The 17,176-nt window shown below is 61.1% G+C and carries 14 protein-coding genes; 10 read left to right on the top strand and 4 right to left on the bottom strand.

The genetic code is table 11. From position 1 onward, the window contains the following. Positions 1 to 54: 54 nt before the first annotated feature. The 8 genes from nusA (at position 55) to PH603_RS00460 (ending at position 10,702) form a co-directional block, all read left to right on the top strand. On the top strand, positions 55 to 1,653 hold the full coding sequence (gene nusA / locus PH603_RS00495; protein ID WP_289503955.1) for a transcription termination factor NusA: 1,599 nt from the start codon (positions 55 to 57) through the stop codon (positions 1,651 to 1,653). A gap of 24 nt (positions 1,654 to 1,677) precedes the next feature. Then, positions 1,678 to 2,346: a DUF448 domain-containing protein gene (locus PH603_RS00490; RefSeq protein ID WP_289503954.1), complete on the top strand. Its 669-nt coding sequence runs from the start codon at positions 1,678 to 1,680 to the stop codon at positions 2,344 to 2,346. A 1-nt stretch (position 2,347) separates the two neighbouring features. Continuing rightward, on the top strand, positions 2,348 to 5,002 hold the full coding sequence (gene infB, locus PH603_RS00485) for a translation initiation factor IF-2 (protein ID WP_289503953.1): 2,655 nt from the start codon (positions 2,348 to 2,350) through the stop codon (positions 5,000 to 5,002). A 104-nt stretch (positions 5,003 to 5,106) separates the two neighbouring features. Then, positions 5,107 to 5,526, top strand: coding sequence for a 30S ribosome-binding factor RbfA (gene rbfA / locus PH603_RS00480; protein WP_289503952.1), 420 nt, complete (start codon positions 5,107 to 5,109; stop codon positions 5,524 to 5,526). 3 nt (positions 5,527 to 5,529) lie between these two features. Further along, the gene (gene truB / locus PH603_RS00475; RefSeq protein WP_289503951.1) at positions 5,530 to 6,429 is read left to right on the top strand and encodes a tRNA pseudouridine(55) synthase TruB; all 900 of its coding nucleotides are present in this window, start codon (positions 5,530 to 5,532) and stop codon (positions 6,427 to 6,429) included. A gap of 20 nt (positions 6,430 to 6,449) precedes the next feature. Further along, entirely contained in the window at positions 6,450 to 6,719 is a 270-nt protein-coding gene (rpsO, locus tag PH603_RS00470; protein ID WP_289503950.1) for a 30S ribosomal protein S15, read from the top strand. Between the two features lie 256 nt (positions 6,720 to 6,975). Then, positions 6,976 to 9,177, top strand: coding sequence for a polyribonucleotide nucleotidyltransferase (pnp, locus tag PH603_RS00465; protein WP_289503949.1), 2,202 nt, complete (start codon positions 6,976 to 6,978; stop codon positions 9,175 to 9,177). A gap of 130 nt (positions 9,178 to 9,307) precedes the next feature. Further along, positions 9,308 to 10,702, top strand: coding sequence for an NAD(P)H-dependent flavin oxidoreductase (locus PH603_RS00460; RefSeq protein ID WP_289503948.1), 1,395 nt, complete (start codon positions 9,308 to 9,310; stop codon positions 10,700 to 10,702). A gap of 589 nt (positions 10,703 to 11,291) precedes the next feature. Here the strand turns inward: PH603_RS00460 and PH603_RS00455 are convergent. The 4 genes from PH603_RS00455 to PH603_RS00440 form a co-directional block, all read right to left on the bottom strand. Beyond that, entirely contained in the window at positions 11,292 to 11,885 is a 594-nt protein-coding gene (locus PH603_RS00455) for a Tll0287-like domain-containing protein (protein ID WP_289503947.1), read from the bottom strand. A gap of 122 nt (positions 11,886 to 12,007) precedes the next feature. Then, positions 12,008 to 12,502: a GNAT family N-acetyltransferase gene (locus tag PH603_RS00450; RefSeq protein ID WP_289503946.1), complete on the bottom strand. Its 495-nt coding sequence runs from the start codon at positions 12,500 to 12,502 to the stop codon at positions 12,008 to 12,010. Between the two features lies 1 nt (position 12,503). Beyond that, a complete protein-coding gene (locus PH603_RS00445; RefSeq protein ID WP_289503945.1) occupies positions 12,504 to 13,496 on the bottom strand; it encodes a bifunctional helix-turn-helix transcriptional regulator/GNAT family N-acetyltransferase in 993 nt (330 codons plus the stop codon). A gap of 107 nt (positions 13,497 to 13,603) precedes the next feature. Beyond that, positions 13,604 to 14,107, bottom strand: a complete 504-nt coding sequence (locus tag PH603_RS00440; protein WP_289503944.1) for an SH3 domain-containing protein — start codon at positions 14,105 to 14,107, stop codon at positions 13,604 to 13,606. A gap of 130 nt (positions 14,108 to 14,237) precedes the next feature. Here PH603_RS00440 and PH603_RS00435 point away from each other — a divergent pair, with 130 nt between their 5' ends. Together PH603_RS00435 and lepA are read left to right on the top strand one after the other, a co-directional pair. After that, entirely contained in the window at positions 14,238 to 15,233 is a 996-nt protein-coding gene (locus PH603_RS00435) for a 2-hydroxyacid dehydrogenase (RefSeq protein ID WP_289503943.1), read from the top strand. A 103-nt stretch (positions 15,234 to 15,336) separates the two neighbouring features. After that, positions 15,337 to 17,142, top strand: coding sequence for a translation elongation factor 4 (gene lepA / locus PH603_RS00430; protein WP_289503942.1), 1,806 nt, complete (start codon positions 15,337 to 15,339; stop codon positions 17,140 to 17,142). The last annotated feature ends 34 nt before the right edge of the window (positions 17,143 to 17,176 follow it).

The following is a 17,176-nucleotide window of genomic DNA, read 5'->3' as shown; positions in this document are numbered from 1 at the left end:
TGAAGGAACCGCACTAGGAAAGAGGCGGTATCCTCTAGCGATGGAGTGAAACGGATGGCTGCTGCTGTCAGCGCAAACAGGCTTGAACTCTTGCAAATCGCCGATCTGGTGGCGCGCGAGAAATCGATCGAGAAAGATATCGTTCTCGAAGCGATGGAAGAGGCGATCCAGAAGGCGGCGCGCTCGCGCTATGGCGCCGAGAACGAGATTCGCGCCCAGATCGACAAGCACAATGGCGACATCCGCCTGTTCCGTGTGATCGAGGTTGTGGAAGTGGTCGAGAACCCGGCCACCCAGATCAGCCTTGAAGACGCGCAGAAAGACAAGCCGGACGCCCAGATTGGCGACTTCCTGGCCTCGTCGCTGCCGCCGCTCGATTTCGGCCGTATCGCTGCCCAGACCGCCAAGCAGGTGATTGTGCAGAAGGTGCGCGACGCCGAGCGTCAGCGCCAGTATGACGAATTCAAGGACCGCGTGGGCGAGATCATCACCGGTGTGGTGAAGCGCGTTGAATATGGCAACGTGATCGTGGACATGGGCCGCGCTGAAGCCATCATGCGCCGCGACCAGGTGATCCCGCGCGAGCATATCCGCCAGAACGAACGTATCCGCGGCCTCATCTATGACGTGCGCCGTGAAAACCGCGGTCCGCAGATTTTCATGAGCCGCACCAAGCCGGAATTCATGGCTGCCCTGTTCGCGCAGGAAGTGCCGGAAATCTACGACGGCATCATCGAGATCCGTTCGGTCGCCCGTGACCCGGGCAGCCGCGCCAAGATCGCCGTCTTCTCGAACGACGGTTCGATCGACCCCGTTGGCGCCTGCGTTGGTATGCGCGGCAGTCGCGTGCAGGCCGTTGTGAACGAACTGCAGGGCGAGAAGATCGATATCATTCCGTGGTCGCCCGATGTGGCCTCCTTCATCGTGAACGCGCTTCAGCCCGCTGAAGTGACGAAAGTGGTGATGGACGAAGACCGCGCCCGCGTTGAAGTTGTGGTGCCGGACGAGCAGCTTTCGCTCGCCATCGGTCGCCGCGGCCAGAACGTGCGTCTCGCGTCGCAGCTGACCGGCTGGACCATCGATATCATGACGGAAGCCGAGGAATCGGAACGCCGTCAGGAAGAATTCATGGCGCAAAGCCGCCGCTTCATGGAAGCCCTGGACGTGGACGACACGCTGGCGCACCTCCTTGTGGCTGAAGGCTTCACCGAGCTTGAAGAAATCGCCTATGTCGAGCCCGAAGAACTTCTCTCTGTGGAAGGCTTCGAGGAAGAGCTCGTGGGCGAACTGCAGCGCCGTGCGCAGGAATTCCTCGAGAAGGAAGCTGCCGAAGCTGACGAGAAACGCCGCGCGCTTGGCGTGTCGGACGATCTCGCCGACATCGAGGGCCTGACCCCGCAAATGCTGGTCGCCCTTGGTGAAGCTGAAGTGAAGAGCCTTGAGGACTTCGCTTACTGCGCCGCTGACGAGCTGACCTCGAAAGAAGACGGCATCCTCAAGACCTTCGGTCTTTCCGAGGACGACGCTTCGGCCATGATCATGGCAGCCCGTGTGGCCCTTGGCTGGATCACCGCCGAGGAAGCTTTCGGCGGCCATGAAGAAGAGGCTGAAGAGGGTACAGAATCGGTCGAAGCGGAAGCCGAGACCGAGTAAGATCGGCAGGAGCGTCACGCGGCAATGGCGGCAACAAAAGGCCATAGCCCGGAACGGCGGTGCATCCTGACCTTCAACCGGGCACCCGCAAGCGGGCTTGTCCGGTTGGCCGTGGCCCCGGATGGCAGCCTTGTGCCCGATGTGGCGGCAAAGCTGCCGGGCAGGGGGCTTTGGGTTTCGGCCGACGGGCCGCTCATCGCCGAGGCGATGAAGAAAGGCACACTTGCCCGTGCCGCCAGCCGGTCGCTGAAGACCGGCGTGCGGAACGATCAGGTGCCGGCCGATCTGGTGGATCGGATCGATGCGCTTCTGGTGCGCCGCTGCCTCGACAGGCTTGGCCTTGTCCAGAAAGCGGGTGATCTGCTCGCCGGGACCGACAAGATACGTGCTGCGCTTGGTGAGGCCGGGCGTGGTGGCCGCGAACCGGCAATGATGCTGGCAGCAACCGATGCCGGCGATGATGGCCGCCGTAAGCTGAAGGCACTCGCCGACGGGGTAACCGGGCGGGATGTCGGGGTGGTGGACCTTTTCGACCGCGAGGCCCTGAGCCGCGCGCTCGGACGTGATAATGTCGTTCATGTGCTTTTGTTTGAAAGCGGTGGAACGACCGAACTGATGGCCGACCTTGGTCGGCTGAATGGCATGCGCGGCGTCAAGCCGCAGTCTTGTGAAGCACAAGGGAACGAAGGTTAATATGAGCGACGACAAGAAACTGACCCTCACCGGACGCACGCTCGGGGTAGGCAAAGGGGTAGAGACCGGTCAGGTTCGCCAGAGCTTCAGCCATGGCCGCTCGAAAGCGGTTGTCGTGGAGCGCAAGAAAAAGCGCGTCCTGACGCCCGGCACCACGCCCGCGCCGACCGGTCGCCCGGATGCGGCTGCGCCCTCGGCGCCGAGGGCCTATGTTCCGAAGAAGAATGCCGGTGACGCCAGCGCCAATGCGACGTTGACCGATCACGAGCATGAAATGCGCATTCGTGTGCTCGAGGAAGCAAACCGCCGCAAGGAAGAGGAAGAACGCCGGGCCGCCGAGGAAGCTGCTCGCCGTGAGGCCGAGGAAGTCGAGCGCAAGAAGCGTGAAGCGGCGGCTGAAGCTGCCCGCGCTGCTGCGCGCGAAGCTGCCGGTGCTGACGCTGCTGCCGAGGACGAAGAAGAGGCGCGCCACCGCGCCGAGGCCGAAGCCGACGCCAAGCGTCGCGCCGCCGATCTCGCCCGCAAGCGCGAAGCCGAAGAAGTTGCCCGCAAGGCGAACGAAGAAGCTGCTGCCAAGGAAAAGGCCGGCGAGGAAGCTCGCAAGAAGGCTGATCTTGAAGCACGCGCCGTTCAGCTGAAAAAGGCAAGTGAGGCCCGCCAGCAGGCTGGTGACGACGAAGAAGCCGAGCGCGGCCGTCGTGGCGGCGGTGCGGGCAAGCGCGCGCCGGGTGGCGCACCGAAGAAGACCCGCAGCGATGACGACCGTCGTCGCGGTCGCCTCAGCGTCAACCGCAACTTCGACGATGAAGATACCCGTCAGCGGTCGCTGGCAGCCTTCAAACGCGCCCAGATGAAAAACAAGCGTCGTGTCGACACTGGCCCGGCCGAACGTCAGGCCCGCGAAGTGGTGATCCCCGAAACGATCACCGTGCAGGAACTGGCCAACCGTATGGCTGAAAAAGCCACGGCTGTGATCAAGGCTCTGATGGGCATGGGTGTGATGGCAACCATCAACCAGGTGCTCGATCAGGATACCGCCCAGCTGGTGGTTGAAGAGTTCGGCAATACGCCGAAGCGCGTTTCGGACGCAGACGTTGAAATCGGCCTGTTCGGTGACGCCGACATCGAGGCCGATCTCGAATCCCGCGCCCCGATCGTGACCGTCATGGGCCACGTCGACCACGGCAAGACCTCGCTTCTTGATGCCCTTCGTTCGGCGAATGTGGTGTCGGGCGAAGCCGGTGGCATTACCCAGCATATCGGCGCCTATCAGGTGGCGATGGAAGGTGGCCAGAAGATCACCTTCCTCGATACCCCGGGCCACGCCGCTTTCACCCAGATGCGCGCCCGCGGCGCCAGCGTCACCGATATCGTCATCCTTGTGGTGGCAGCGGATGACGGCGTGATGCCGCAGACGATTGAAGCCATCCACCATGCGAAAGCGGCCGGTGTGCCGATGATCGTGGCCATCAACAAGATGGACAAGCCGGGTGTGAACCCCGACCGCGTGCGTCAGGAACTCTTGCAGCATGAAGTCGTTGTCGAAACCTTCTCGGGCGAGACCCAGGAAGTGGAAGTGTCGGCCAAGACCGGCGCCGGCCTCGACAAGCTGAAGGAAGCCATCATTCTGCAGGCCGAAATCCTGGAGCTGAAGGCCAACCCGAACCGCACCGCCGAAGGCGTGGTTGTGGAAGCCAAGCTCGACAAGGGCCGTGGCTCGGTCGCAACGGTACTCGTCCAGCGCGGTACGCTCCGTCAGGGCGACATCTTCGTGGCTGGTCCCGAGTGGGGCCGTGTCCGTGCGCTCGTCAACGATCGCGGCGATCAGGTCGAAACGGCAGGCCCGAGCCAGCCGGTTGAAGTGGTTGGTCTGCAAGGCACGCCGGGTGCGGGCGATGATTTCTCGGTTGTTGAAAGCGAAGCCCGTGCCCGCGAGATCACGAGCTACCGTCAGGCACATCTGCGCCAGAAACGTCAGGCCGCAGCCGCCGCACCGAAGACGCTCGAATCCATGTTCAGCCAGCTGAAGGAATCGAACGAGACCATGACCTTCGACGTTGTCCTCAAGGGCGACGTGCAGGGCTCGGTCGAAGCGATCACCCAGGCGCTTGAAAAGGCCGGTAACGACCAGATCCGTTGCCGCGTTCTGCACGGTGCGGTCGGTGGTATCACCGAAACCGATATCACGCTGGCGCACGCTTCGAACGCGCTGGTTATCGGCTTCAACGTACGCCCGAACAAGCAGGCCCGCGAATTGGCCGAGCATGACGGCGTGGCGATCAAATATTATTCGGTGATCTATCACCTGATCGACGACGTGAAAGCCGCCATGGCTGGCGAGCTTGGTCCGGAATTCGACGAGAAGATCATCGGCCGCGCCGAGATCCGCGACGTGTTCCAGGCTGGCAAGTCCGGCAAAGCTGCAGGCTGTCTTGTCGTCGAAGGGACGATCAAGCGCGACGCCAAGGCCCGTATCCTGCGCGATGATGTCATCGTTTACGAAGGCGAGATCGACAACCTCCGCCGCTTCAAGGACGACGTCAAGGAAGTGGGCTCGGGTCAGGAATGCGGCCTTACCTTCGAAAACTTCCAGGACATGCGCGCTGGTGACTTCCTCGAGGTCTACGAACTGATCGAGATCGAGCGGACGCTCTGATAGAAAATATGTCACCCCGGGTTCGGCCCGGGGTCCAGACCTTGTAGCAAGACTGGATGCCGGATCAGGTCCGGCATGACTTTTTTGTATGCCGGTGAAAAACCATGAAAAAACAGAAAAACAAAAACAGTGAGCCGAGCGTGCGCCTGTTGCGCGTGGGCGAAAACGTCCGCCATGCGCTGTCAGCAGTCCTCGCCCGCGGCGAAGTGATGGATGATGACCTGAAAGGCAAGTCGATCACCGTGACCGAAGTGCGCGTCAGCCCCGATCTGCGCCACGCCAATATCTTCGTGATGCCATTGGGCGGCGACGCCGACGGCAAGGTGGTGAAGGCGCTCAACCGACACAGCCATTATCTGCGCGGCCAGATCAGCCATGCGCTGGTGATGAAATATATGCCCGAGCTGCGCTTCATGATCGACGAAAGCTTCGATGAGGCCGGCCATATCGACGCCCTCCTGCGCGATCCCCGCGTTGCCCGCGATCTTCACCCGGGTGAAGACGCAGAAGAAGGCGAAGAATAAGCCTTGGCACGACGCAAGAAAGGCGAAGTCGTCAACGGCTGGGTGATTCTCGACAAGCCCCTCGGGCTCGGGAGCACACAGGCGGTTTCCGCCGTGCGGCGCATTACGAACGCCCAGAAGATCGGCCACGGCGGCACGCTTGATCCGCTCGCCTCCGGCATCCTGCCCATCGGCATGGGCGAGGCGACGAAGGCGATGCCCTATATCGTCGATGCCTCCAAGGACTATGACTTCACCATCCGCTGGGGGGCTGAAACCTCCACCGATGACCTTGAAGGCGAAATGACGGCCTCGAACGACGTGCGCCCGGCGGAAGCCGAGATTGCCGCCATTCTGCCACGCTTCACCGGCAGCATCACGCAGGTACCGCCCGCCTATAGCGCGATCAAGATCGATGGCGAGCGGGCCTATGCCCGTGTGCGGGCCGGTGAAGAGGTCGAAATGCCCTCGCGCACCGTGGAAATTCATGCACTTACGCTTGTCTCCCACAATGCGGAGAAGGGCGAGACGATGCTTTCCGTGACCTGCGGCAAGGGCACCTATATCCGCGCGCTTGGCCGCGATATTGCCCGCGCCCTTGGCGGGCATGGGCACCTTGGTGCGCTGCGCCGTACACGGGTCGGGCCCTTTTCGCTGGAAAGCGCAATTTCGCTGGAAAAATTGACCGAGCTCGGGCATAGTGCGCCCGCCTCGGACTATGTCCTTTCGATCATGACGGCGCTGGACGACATCCCGGCGCTTGCCGTGAGCGAAGCGGAGGCTGATCGCATCAGATGCGGCCAGCAGATCCGCGTGTCCGGGCACCTTTCCGGGCTCCATGTCCTGACCTATGGCGGTACACCGCTGGCGCTTGCTACGGCGGCGCAGGGTCTCATGGTGCTGGAAAGGGTGTTCAATCTCTAGTCTTTATAAAGGAGACCCCGATGTCGATTACTACTGAACGCACGCAGGAACTCGTCAAGGAATTCGGTCGCAACGCAAACGATACCGGCTCGCCGGAAATCCAGGTTGCCATCCTTTCCGAGCGTATTTCGAACCTGACCGAACACTTCAAGGATCACAAAAAAGACCACCACTCGCGTCGTGGTCTCCTGAAGATGGTCAACGAGCGCCGTTCGCTGCTCGCTTACCTCAAGAAGACCGACGAAGATCGCTACACCAAGCTGATCGCCCGTCTCGGCCTCCGCAAGTAAGCCCGAAATACCGAAGGGCCGGCACCGCAAAACGGGCCGGCCCTTCGCGCCTTTACATCGAAGGCATCCCTCAGGCCCTTGTCTGTAACAGGGCCGTCAAAATCGTCCGGCATAAGCCGGACCTCGCGCCCGGAAAACATGCCGCCCCTTAGCGGCACCCGGGGTTCAAATGAAGCGGGGTATGGTCAAGGGGCCATGCCAGGACCTGCCGGTCGAGGAATGTTTTAAGCCCGGTCGGTCCAACAGAGGTTAGACAATGTTCAACATTCATCGCAAAGAAATCACCTGGGGCGGTCGCAAGCTCGTTCTGGAAACCGGCCATGTTGCTCGCCAGGCCGATGGCGCCGTTATGGCGACCTATGGCGACACCACCGTCCTCTGCACCGTTGTCGGTGCCAAATCGATGAAGCCGGGGCAGGACTTTTTCCCGCTCACGGTAAACTACCAGGAAAAATACTTCGCTGCCGGCAAGATCCCCGGCGGCTTCTTCAAGCGCGAAGGCCGTCCGACCGAGAAAGAAACCCTCGTGTCGCGCCTCATCGACCGCCCGATCCGCCCGCTTTTCATCGATGGCTTCAAGAACGAAGTGCAGGTTGTCTGCACCGTGCTCAGCCACGACCTTGAAAACGACAGCGACATCGTCGCCATGGTTGGCGCGTCTGCTGCCCTCACCCTTTCCGGCCTGCCGTTCATGGGCCCGATTGCTGGTGCCAAGGTTGGTTACAAGGATGGCAAATACATCCTGAACCCGACGACCGAAGAAGTGAAAGAAAGCGACCTCGAGCTTGTGGTTGCCGGTACTTCGGAAGCCGTTCTGATGGTGGAATCGGAAGCAAAAGAGCTTTCCGAAGAAGTCATGCTCGGCGCCGTCATGTTCGGTCACGCCGAAATGCAGCCGGTGATCAATGCGATCATCGAGCTTGCTGAAGCTGCCGCCAAAGACCCGTGGGAACTGCCGGAACCGGCTGACCTGTCGGCTGTTGTCGCGCGCATCAAATCGGTTGCCGAAGCTGATCTCCGTGCCGCTTACGGCATCATCACCAAGCAGGACCGCGTGAAGGCGATCAAGGCTGCGAAAGAGAAAGTCTTCGCGGACCTCGCCGAAGAGATCGAATCGAACGATGCCCTTTCGGCAACCGTTGTCGGCGATCTCCTCAAAGCGCTCGAGAGCGATATCGTTCGTAACTCGATCCTCGACACCAAGAAGCGTATCGACGGCCGCGATCTCGATCAGGTTCGCCCGATCGTTTCCGAAGTCGGTATCCTGCCGCGTACCCACGGTTCGGCGCTCTTCACCCGCGGTGAAACGCAGGGCCTCGTGGTTGCCACCCTCGGCACCGGCGAAGACGAGCAGATCATCGACGCACTTGAAGGCAGCTACCGCTCGGCCTTCATGCTGCACTATAACTTCCCGCCCTACTCGGTGGGTGAGTGCGGCCGCATGGGCGGCGCCGGTCGCCGCGAAATCGGCCACGGCAAGCTCGCATGGCGCGCTGTTCAGGCAGTGCTCCCCGAGAAGGAAGCCTTCCCCTACACGATCCGTATCGTGTCGGAAATCACCGAATCGAACGGTTCGTCCTCGATGGCATCCGTTTGCGGTGCTTCGCTCTCGATGATGGATGCCGGCGTGCCGATCACCCGTCCGGTTTCGGGTATCGCCATGGGCCTCATCAAGGAAGGCGACCGTTTCGCGGTTCTCTCCGATATCCTGGGTGACGAAGATCACCTCGGCGACATGGACTTCAAGGTAGCCGGTACGGACGCGGGCATCACTGCCCTGCAGATGGACATCAAGATCACCGGCATCACCAAGGAAATCATGGAAGTCGCGCTCAACCAGGCAGCTGGCGGCCGTGCCCATATCCTTGCCGAGATGAGCAAGGCCCTCACCGGTGCCCGCGGCGAGCTTTCGGCTCACGCCCCGCGCATCGAGACCATGAAGATCCCGACCGACAAGATCCGTGAAGTGATCGGCACCGGCGGCAAGGTGATCCGCGAGATCGTGGAAGTCACCGGCGCCAAGGTGAATATCGAAGACGACGGCACCATCAAGATTGCCTCTTCGGACGCTGCACAGATCGAAGCCGCGAAAAACTGGATCATCGGCATCGTGGCTGAGCCCGAAGTCGGCAAGATCTATCACGGCAAAGTCGTCCGCATTATGGAATTCGGCGCCTTCGTCAACTTCATGGGCAGCCGCGACGGCCTCGTCCATATCTCGGAACTGAAGGAAGACCGTGTCGAGAAGGTCACCGATGTGGTGAACGAAGGCGACATGGTTTACGTCAAGTGCCTCGAGATCGACGGCAAGGGCAAGGTTCGCCTTTCCATGCGTGTCGTGAATCAGGAAACCGGCGAAGAAGACCCGAACGCGCGTCCGGCCAAGGCTGCCCCTTCGGGCGACCGTGGTGATCGTGGCGACCGCGGCGAGCGTCGTCCGCGCCGTGACCGTGACTAAGCCTTTGGTTTTGGCCAAAGACTTTCGTTGAGCTTTTGGAAACCGGCATGGGGTATAATGCTCCGTGCCGGTTTTCCTTTCTTAAGGGGGGCGGCGCGTGTAGGGTTGCGCCGACTAGGGAGAGAGTTGGATGAGCTTTTCTATCGATTCCATTCGCCTCGGTGGCAAGGAAGTGCTGCCGCTGATCGAAGGCGGCAAGGGTGTCGCGATTTCGACCGGCGCGAGCTCCGGCCCGTGGGCGGCCGCTGGCGGCGTTGGCACCATCTCGGCGGTGATCGCCGATCAGTATGACGCGCATGGCAATGTGGTGCCCCACGATTACAAGGGCCGCACCCGCGCCGAGCGCCACGACGAAATGGTCGATTTCTCGATCAAGGGCACGATCGACCAGATCCGCAAGGCGTGGGATATTTCGAACGGGCAGGGCCTGATCAATATCAACATGCTGTGGGAACTCGGCGGTGCGCAGCGCGCGCTGCATGGCATCCTCGAGAAAACCAAGGATATGGTGCACGGCGTCACCTGCGGGGCAGGCATGCCCTACAAACTCGCCGAACTCGCCGCCAAATACGGCGTCCATTATTATCCGATCGTTTCTTCGGGCCGCGCCTTCAGCGCGCTTTGGAAACGCGCCTATAAAAACGTGTCCGAGCTTCTGGGTGGTGTCGTTTATGAAGACCCGTGGCTTGCCGGCGGCCATAACGGCCTCTCGAACGCCGAAGACCCCACGAAACCCGGTGATCCGTACCCGCGCGTGGCGGAACTGCGCCGCATCATGCGCGAGCTCGGCCTCGATCATGTGCCGATCATCATGGCGGGCGGCGTGTGGAACCTGAAGGAATGGGACCACTGGATCGATAACAAGGAAATCGGCCCGGTGATGTTCCAGTTCGGCACCCGGCCGCTTCTCACCAAGGAAAGCCCGATTTCCGACAAGTGGAAGCAGAAGCTGATGTCGCTGAAACCCGGCGATGTGCTCTTGCAGAACTTCAGCCCGACCGGCTTCTTCTCGAGCGCGATCAAGAACAGCTTCCTTGGCGAGCTGGTGGAGCGTTCCCGCCGTCAGGTGAACTTCCGCGCCACCCAGGACAATGATTTCGATACCGAAATGACCATTGACCGCAAACGCTATTTCTTCCGGAAGTCGGACGAGCATAGCGTAATGGAATGGCTGAAAGCCGGCTTCGACCGCGTGATGAAAACCCCGGACGACAGCCTGATCTTCGTGACGGGCGACAAGGCCGGCGAAATCCGCAAGGACCAGGCCGACTGCGTGGGCTGCCTGTCGCAGTGCCGTTTCTCCAGCTGGGCGGATAACGAAAAGCATTCGACCGGCCGCCTTGCCGATCCGCGCAGCTTCTGCATCCAGAAGACGCTGGATGACGTGGCCCACGGCGGCAGTGTTGAAAACAACCTCGTTTTCGCCGGCCACAATGCCTTCCGCTTCGCCGAAGACCCCTTCTATTCGAACGGCTTCGTGCCCACCGTGAAGCAGCTCGTGAACCGGATCATGGAAGGCGACTGATCGCCTGACCAGATACAGAGACGACAAAAGGGGCGCCGCTTGGTGCCCCTTTTTGTTTGACTCTATGCCATTTCCGACGCTGTCATTGACGGAATGGGTTGGGGTAAAAATGAATATATTTCTATATGTTGCGCAGATCGCGCTCCTGAATTGGTCAGCAAGTTTGTTGTATAGAGGTGATGCTCGAAAGGCGATTGCCTTTGGAAGTGTGATCCTGTCGACCATCTCCTTTTTTGTCCTGTTTTATGTTGAATGTGGATACGTCAGCCCATTCTGGTTCATTTCGATTTTCCCCATATTTTTTGTTGCTGCGGTTACTGTTGTGGTTCTTGAAGCTGCTTATCGGGGTTACGTCACTGCCAAGAGAAAGCACGCGCGGCTTAGAATGCTACTAATCGCACTTTACTGCCTTGCCTTCGGGAGTTCGGTCTTGGAGGTGCTTACAAGAATTTATGGTGCCTTCACCGGCTATCGATATTGCCCTGTGTAATGGATTGGCGTCATGCCGGACTTGATCCGGCTCCAGTGGCGCAGGCGGAAGGGCTTGACCCCGGCTCGGGGGCCGGGGTGACGGCGGAGTGGGGTGGGGTTATTCCACCATCCCCTTCGGCCACGTGATCGTAAACGCACCGCGTAGCTCGCCGACCTTGAAGCCGGTGGCGGCGTCGGCGGGGTAGCGGGCCTTGATGGTGGCGAGAAGGGCGGGGTCGATGGCCTCGCCGTGGCAGGCCGCACACTGGGGCTTCAGGGGGATCGCGCGCATATAATGCAGGGTGGCCATGGTGCCCGTGGCGTCGGCTTCGGCCCATACGCGCTCGACCGGTTTGCCGGCCGCGTCCAGCGGGGCTTCCGCCATCACGATCAGCATGGCGCGTTCGGTGGTGGTGGGGAAGGCTTCGGGGTTGCGCACCTTCAATGACGTACGCCCCACCTTCGCGCCGGATTCCGCCGAAAGGGTTGCGGCAATCGTGGGTGCCACCTCGGCGCAGACCTCGATGGCGGCGGCTGGCCCGCCGGCCTCGAGTGCCGCTTGCAGCTGCGCCATCAGTTCGGCCTGATAGCGGTCGGCAAGGGCCGCCGAGCGCGCCTTCAGGGTCGCGCCGTCAAAGCCGCCATGTGTTGCCGCCACAGGGGGCAGTGTGAAAACCAGCGCCGTAAGGGTCGGGAGAAGGGCCTGCCGCATCGTCTGCCTCCGGGATTTCCGCCACCATCCCATGATGATAACCGAAAAGCACCGGGCCAGCCATGCGACAAAAATGCCGTGAGACACCGTTTGGATGGCATCTCACGGCAGTGGGAGAAAATTCAGGCGGCCCGCTCACCGGATGAGGCCGGGCTGCCGCGCCATTCCATATAGCAATCGGTGCCGGCATAGGCGTCACCCGCCGGGTTGGTGCCGGCAACGAAGCCGAGCGCTTCATACAGATGCAGGGCGGCGGTGAGCTTGGTGTGGGTTTCGAGATAAAGCCGTGTGCCGCCCTGTGCGCGGAACCAATCGATCACCGCCTGGCACAGCAACCGCCCGAGGCCCAGCCCGCGTGCGGCAGGGGTGACGCCAAGCTTGGTCAATTCATACACGCCGCCACCATCGGCGCGCACCGCCACGGTGCCGACGGCGACCCCGTCCTTGAGCGCGAAGAAAACCTCGCCGCCGCCCGCAAGGATTTCGCCTTCCGGATTCGAAAGAACGGCGCGGTGCTTGGGCTCCACCGTGAAATGCTCTTCGAGCCACGCGATATTGATATCAAAGAAGGCCGATCTGTATTCAGGGTTCCAGCCGGTGAGGCAGATATCACTCATGTCACGCGGCCTTCTCACCTCGGAAGGCCGGGCTGCCGCGCCATTCCATATAATAGTTGGCGCGCTCGTAGGGGCTCGGGATCATCGGGGCCATCGCCACGAAATCGAGCTTTTCATAAAGCCGGATGGCGGGCTGCAGCACGGTGTTTGTCTCCAGGAACAGGAGCCGCCCGCCGCGCGCCGTGAAGCGCCGGATGGTTTCCTCGCACAGCGCCTTGCCCATGCCGCCGCCGCGATACTCGGGCGAAACGCCAAGCTTGGTCAGCTCGAAAGCGCCTTCGCCGTATGTTTCCTTCGGCATCGGCTTCAGCGCCACGGTGCCAAGGGCCTTGCCGCCGACGACCGCGAAGAAAACCTCGCCGCCTTTCGAAAGGATCGTGCCTTCGGGGTCCGAAAGCACGGCTTCATCCACTGGCTCCATCACGAACCATTTGCTCACCCATTCGGCATTCAGGTCATAGAAGGCCTGCCGGTAGGCAACATCATAGGGGACGATCTCGAAGGCCGGGGGTGCGGCGTCGGCCAGCTTCTCGCTGATGCGGGCGTGCAGGCCCTTGGATTTGAGCGCGGCTTCCATCGCGGTAACGGCACCAAGGAAATCGAAACCGGTCTCGGCGATCACATCCTTCACGGCAGCTTCCACCGCATCCCACATCGGGCGGCTTTTGGCGACAAGGGCCTCGCCCTTTGTAGTCAGCCGCACCAGTTTCTGGCGGGCGTCGTCTGCCGTTTCGGTATCGATCAGGCCAAGCGACATCAGCTTCTTCACTGTCTGGCTCACCGCCGAATGGGTGAAGCCGGCGAGCGCGCCAATCTCGCCCATCGGCATCGGGCCGCGCTCGGCAAGGGCATAGATCACATAGAACCAGCTGGCCTTGAAGGTGAGGCCGCTTTCGGCATACAGCCGCTCCACATCGGGGCTCATGCGGTCAATCAGCCGCCGGAGCCGGGTGCCGATGCCCAGTTCAGTGAAAAGTTCTTCGTTCGTTGTCATGACTCGGGTGTCCGTTCAGGGGATTTATGTAAGAAATTATGTAAGAACTTACATATCATGTCAAACGGGATTTGCGGCCGGGGAGGGCGGGCCGATGCAGGCTGCTGTTATTCCAGTGTTTCTTCCGGGTAAACACCCCAGAGGTGGCTGCGTTCAATCCAGCCTTCGGTGCCTTCGATCTCCATCCGGCACCAGTCGCCGCGGCAAAGGCGAGTCCAGCCGATGACGCCGCCCTCGGCGGTCAGCACCACGCGGGAGGCGGCTTCGGGGTCGCTGTGCAGTTCAAGCTTTTTGCCGACCAGCATCGCCGAGCGTTTGGAGGACAGAAGCCGCACATGCATCCAGCCCTTGGTGCCTTCTATGTCGCGCACCTGCCGCCAGGCGCCGTGCTCGTCGATGATCTCGAGGGGCAGGTGGCGGCGGTTATAGACCCAGGCAACGGGATATTGCAGTCCCGGCCCGGTACGCAGATAGGCGACTTCAGGCGACAGGGAGACAAAACGGGGCAAGGGATTGCCGCTCGGCCCCACGTCTGCGGCGTGGGCAGTGTGCGTCAGCATCATGAGCTTCGCGACGATCACGAGCGCAAGGATGATCCGGCCGGGCTTCAAGGTCCTGTTTCCTCAGCTATCGGTTGGGCTTCTTGGCGTTTGAAAGCGCCGCCCCCTTCTGCTATCAACCTTTAACGTCAGGCTGCAAGCCCCGAGGCGGGCAGGTCGCTAGAAAAGGTTATTTTACCGCATGAGTCAAACAGGAAACCGGCGAGAGCGCCCCAAGGTCGCCGTCACCCGCAAGCTTCCCGACAGCGTCGAAACCCGCATGGCGGAGCTTTTTGACGTGTCGCTCAATCTGGCGGATGAGCCGCTTTCGAAAGAAGCGCTGAAATCCGCCGTTGCCACCGCTGATGTCCTTGTGCCGACCGTGACCGACACGATCGACGCCGAGGTGATCGAGGCCGCGGGCGAGAAGCTTAAACTGATCGCCAATTTCGGCGCCGGGGTCGACCATATCGACCTGAAGGCCGCCCACAAGAAGGGCATCGTTGTTACCAACACGCCGGGCGTGCTGACCGAAGACACCGCCGACCTTGCGATGGCGCTGCTGCTTTCTGTGCCGCGCCGTATTTTCGAAGGCGAGAAGATCCTGCGTTCGGGTGGCTGGACCGGCTGGACCCCGACCTTCCTGATGGGCCACCGCATCCAGGGCAAGCGCCTTGGCATCATCGGCATGGGCCGCATCGGGCAGGCCATCGCCCGCCGTGCCCGCGCCTTCAACATGGCGGTTCATTATCACAAGCGCACCCGCCTGCCCGCGCAGGTGGAAGCCGAGCTTGAAGCCACCTATTGGGCTGATCTTGACCAGATGCTCAGCCGCATGGACTTTGTGTCCGTCAACTGCCCGCTGACACCCGAAACGCATCACCTTCTGAACCGCGACCGGCTGAAGAAGATGCAGCCCCATTCGGTGATCATCAACACCGCCCGCGGCGAGATCATCGACGAGGAGGCGCTGGCCGACATGATCGAGGTCGGACGGCTTGCCGGGGCGGGCCTTGATGTGTTCGAGGAAGAGCCGACGATCAACCCGAAGCTTCTTTCGCTCGACAATGTCGTTCTGTTGCCGCATATGGGCTCGGCAACGATCGAGGCCCGGGTGGCGATGGGCGAGAAGGTGCTGATCAATATCCGCACCTTCATGGACAACCACCGGCCGCCGGACCGTGTGCTGCCGCTTTGACGCGGCACCGGACCGAACGACAGATTTGAATGAGAATCCCCGGTTGCCGGGCGGGCGAAACTGCCTGTCCGCCAACGGCTTATAGTGAAATGACCGACCGGCCATGACCCTGCAGAAGCATATCCGCAACTTTTCCATCATCGCGCATATCGACCACGGCAAGTCGACGCTTGCCGACCGCCTGATCCAGGCGACGGGTGGCCTCAGTGACCGCGAGATGAAACAGCAGGTGCTTGATTCGATGGAAATCGAGCGCGAACGCGGCATCACCATCAAGGCACAGACTGTTCGCCTGCAATATAAGGCGCAGGACGGCGAGACCTATATCCTGAACCTGATGGACACGCCCGGCCACGTCGACTTCGCCTATGAAGTCAGCCGCTGTTTGGCCGCATGCGAAGGCTCGCTCCTTGTTGTGGACGCCAGCCAGGGGGTGGAAGCCCAGACCCTCGCGAACGTTTATCAGGCCATCGAGAACGATCATGAGATCGTACCCGTCCTCAACAAGATCGACCTGCCGGCGGCAGAACCCGAGCGCGTGCGCGAACAGATCGAGGATGTGATCGGCATCGATGCCTCCGAAGCCGTCATGGCGTCGGCCAAATCGGGCATCGGCATCGACGAGACGCTCGAGGCCATCGTCACCCGCCTGCCGGCCCCCGAAGGCGACCGCGAAGCGCCCCTGAAGGCCATGCTGATTGACAGCTGGTACGACACCTATCTCGGTGTTGTGGTGCTGGTGCGTATCATCGACGGCGAGCTGAAGAAGGGCCAGACCATCAAGATGATGGCCGCCAAGAGCGAGCATTATGTGGACCGCGTCGGTATCTTCACGCCGAAAGGTGTGGCGGTGGATGTGCTTGGCCCCGGCGAGGTCGGTTTCTTCACCGCCTCGATCAAGGAAGTGGCCGACACCCATGTGGGTGACACGATCACCGATGTGCGCAAGCCCTGCGAAACCGCACTGCCGGGCTTCAAGCCCTCGCGTTCGGTCGTCTTCTGCGGTCTCTTCCCGGCGGACGCCGACGACTATGACCATATGCGCGACGCCATGGCGAAGCTGCGCCTCAACGATGCCTCGTTCGAATATGAGCCCGAAAGCTCGGCAGCCCTCGGCTTCGGTTTCCGCTGCGGCTTCCTTGGCATGCTGCACCTCGAGATCATCCAGGAACGCCTGAGCCGCGAGTTCGACCTTGATCTCATCACCACGAGCCCGAGCGTTATCTACAAGATCCACCTGACCGACGGCACGATGATCGAACTGCATAACCCGGCGGATATGCCGGATGTGGTGCGTGTCGATCATGTCGAGGAGCCGTGGATCAATGCGACCATTCTGGTACCGGACGAGCATCTGGGCGCCGTGCTGAAGCTTTGCGAAGAAAAACGCGGTATCCAGACCGACCTCACCTATGCCGGTAACCGCGCGATGGTGAAATACCGCCTGCCGCTCAACGAAGTTGTCTACGACTTCTATGACCGCCTGAAGTCGGTCAGCCGCGGTTACGCCAGCTTCGACTATGACTTCGATGTTTATGAGGAATCGGATCTTGTGAAGATGTCGATCCTTGTGAATGCCGAACCCGTGGATGCACTTTCGATGCTGGTCCACCGTTCAGCCGCCGAGTCGCGCGGTCGTGCCCTCTGCGAACGGCTTAAAGACCTCATTCCGCGTCAACTATTCAAGATTCCGATCCAGGCAGCAATCGGCGGCAAAGTAATCGCCCGCGAGACCATTTCGGCACTCCGCAAGGATGTGACCGCGAAATGCTATGGCGGCGACGTCACCCGTAAGAAGAAGCTATTGGAAAAACAGAAGAAAGGTAAGGCACGGATGCGTATGTACGGGAAGGTGGAAATCCCGCATGACGCGTTTATTGCTGCCTTAAAGATGCGCGAAACGAAATAGATTTCGTCCCAATCGGCGTGCTTTCGCGGCAGTA

The organism is Gimibacter soli (assembly GCF_028463845.1).
Lineage (GTDB): Bacteria > Pseudomonadota > Alphaproteobacteria > Sphingomonadales > Kordiimonadaceae > Gimibacter > Gimibacter soli.
This window is presented reverse-complemented; position numbering and strand designations above follow the sequence as displayed.

Excerpts from the sequence above, each read along its gene's own strand:
- PH603_RS00455 (WP_289503947.1), bottom strand. The coding sequence starts at position 11,885 with ATGCGGCAGGCCCTTCTCCCGACCCTTACGGCGCTGGTTTTCACACTG.
- PH603_RS00445 (WP_289503945.1), bottom strand. The coding sequence starts at position 13,496 with ATGACAACGAACGAAGAACTTTTCACTGAACTGGGCATCGGCACCCGG.
- rbfA (WP_289503952.1), top strand. The coding sequence starts at position 5,107 with ATGAAAAAACAGAAAAACAAAAACAGTGAGCCGAGCGTGCGCCTGTTG.
- infB (WP_289503953.1), top strand. The coding sequence starts at position 2,348 with ATGAGCGACGACAAGAAACTGACCCTCACCGGACGCACGCTCGGGGTA.
- PH603_RS00435 (WP_289503943.1), top strand. The coding sequence starts at position 14,238 with ATGAGTCAAACAGGAAACCGGCGAGAGCGCCCCAAGGTCGCCGTCACC.
- nusA (WP_289503955.1), top strand. The coding sequence starts at position 55 with ATGGCTGCTGCTGTCAGCGCAAACAGGCTTGAACTCTTGCAAATCGCC.
- rpsO (WP_289503950.1), top strand. The coding sequence starts at position 6,450 with ATGTCGATTACTACTGAACGCACGCAGGAACTCGTCAAGGAATTCGGT.
- pnp (WP_289503949.1), top strand. The coding sequence starts at position 6,976 with ATGTTCAACATTCATCGCAAAGAAATCACCTGGGGCGGTCGCAAGCTC.
- PH603_RS00490 (WP_289503954.1), top strand. The coding sequence starts at position 1,678 with ATGGCGGCAACAAAAGGCCATAGCCCGGAACGGCGGTGCATCCTGACC.
- PH603_RS00450 (WP_289503946.1), bottom strand. The coding sequence starts at position 12,502 with ATGAGTGATATCTGCCTCACCGGCTGGAACCCTGAATACAGATCGGCC.
- lepA (WP_289503942.1), top strand. The coding sequence starts at position 15,337 with ATGACCCTGCAGAAGCATATCCGCAACTTTTCCATCATCGCGCATATC.
- PH603_RS00460 (WP_289503948.1), top strand. The coding sequence starts at position 9,308 with ATGAGCTTTTCTATCGATTCCATTCGCCTCGGTGGCAAGGAAGTGCTG.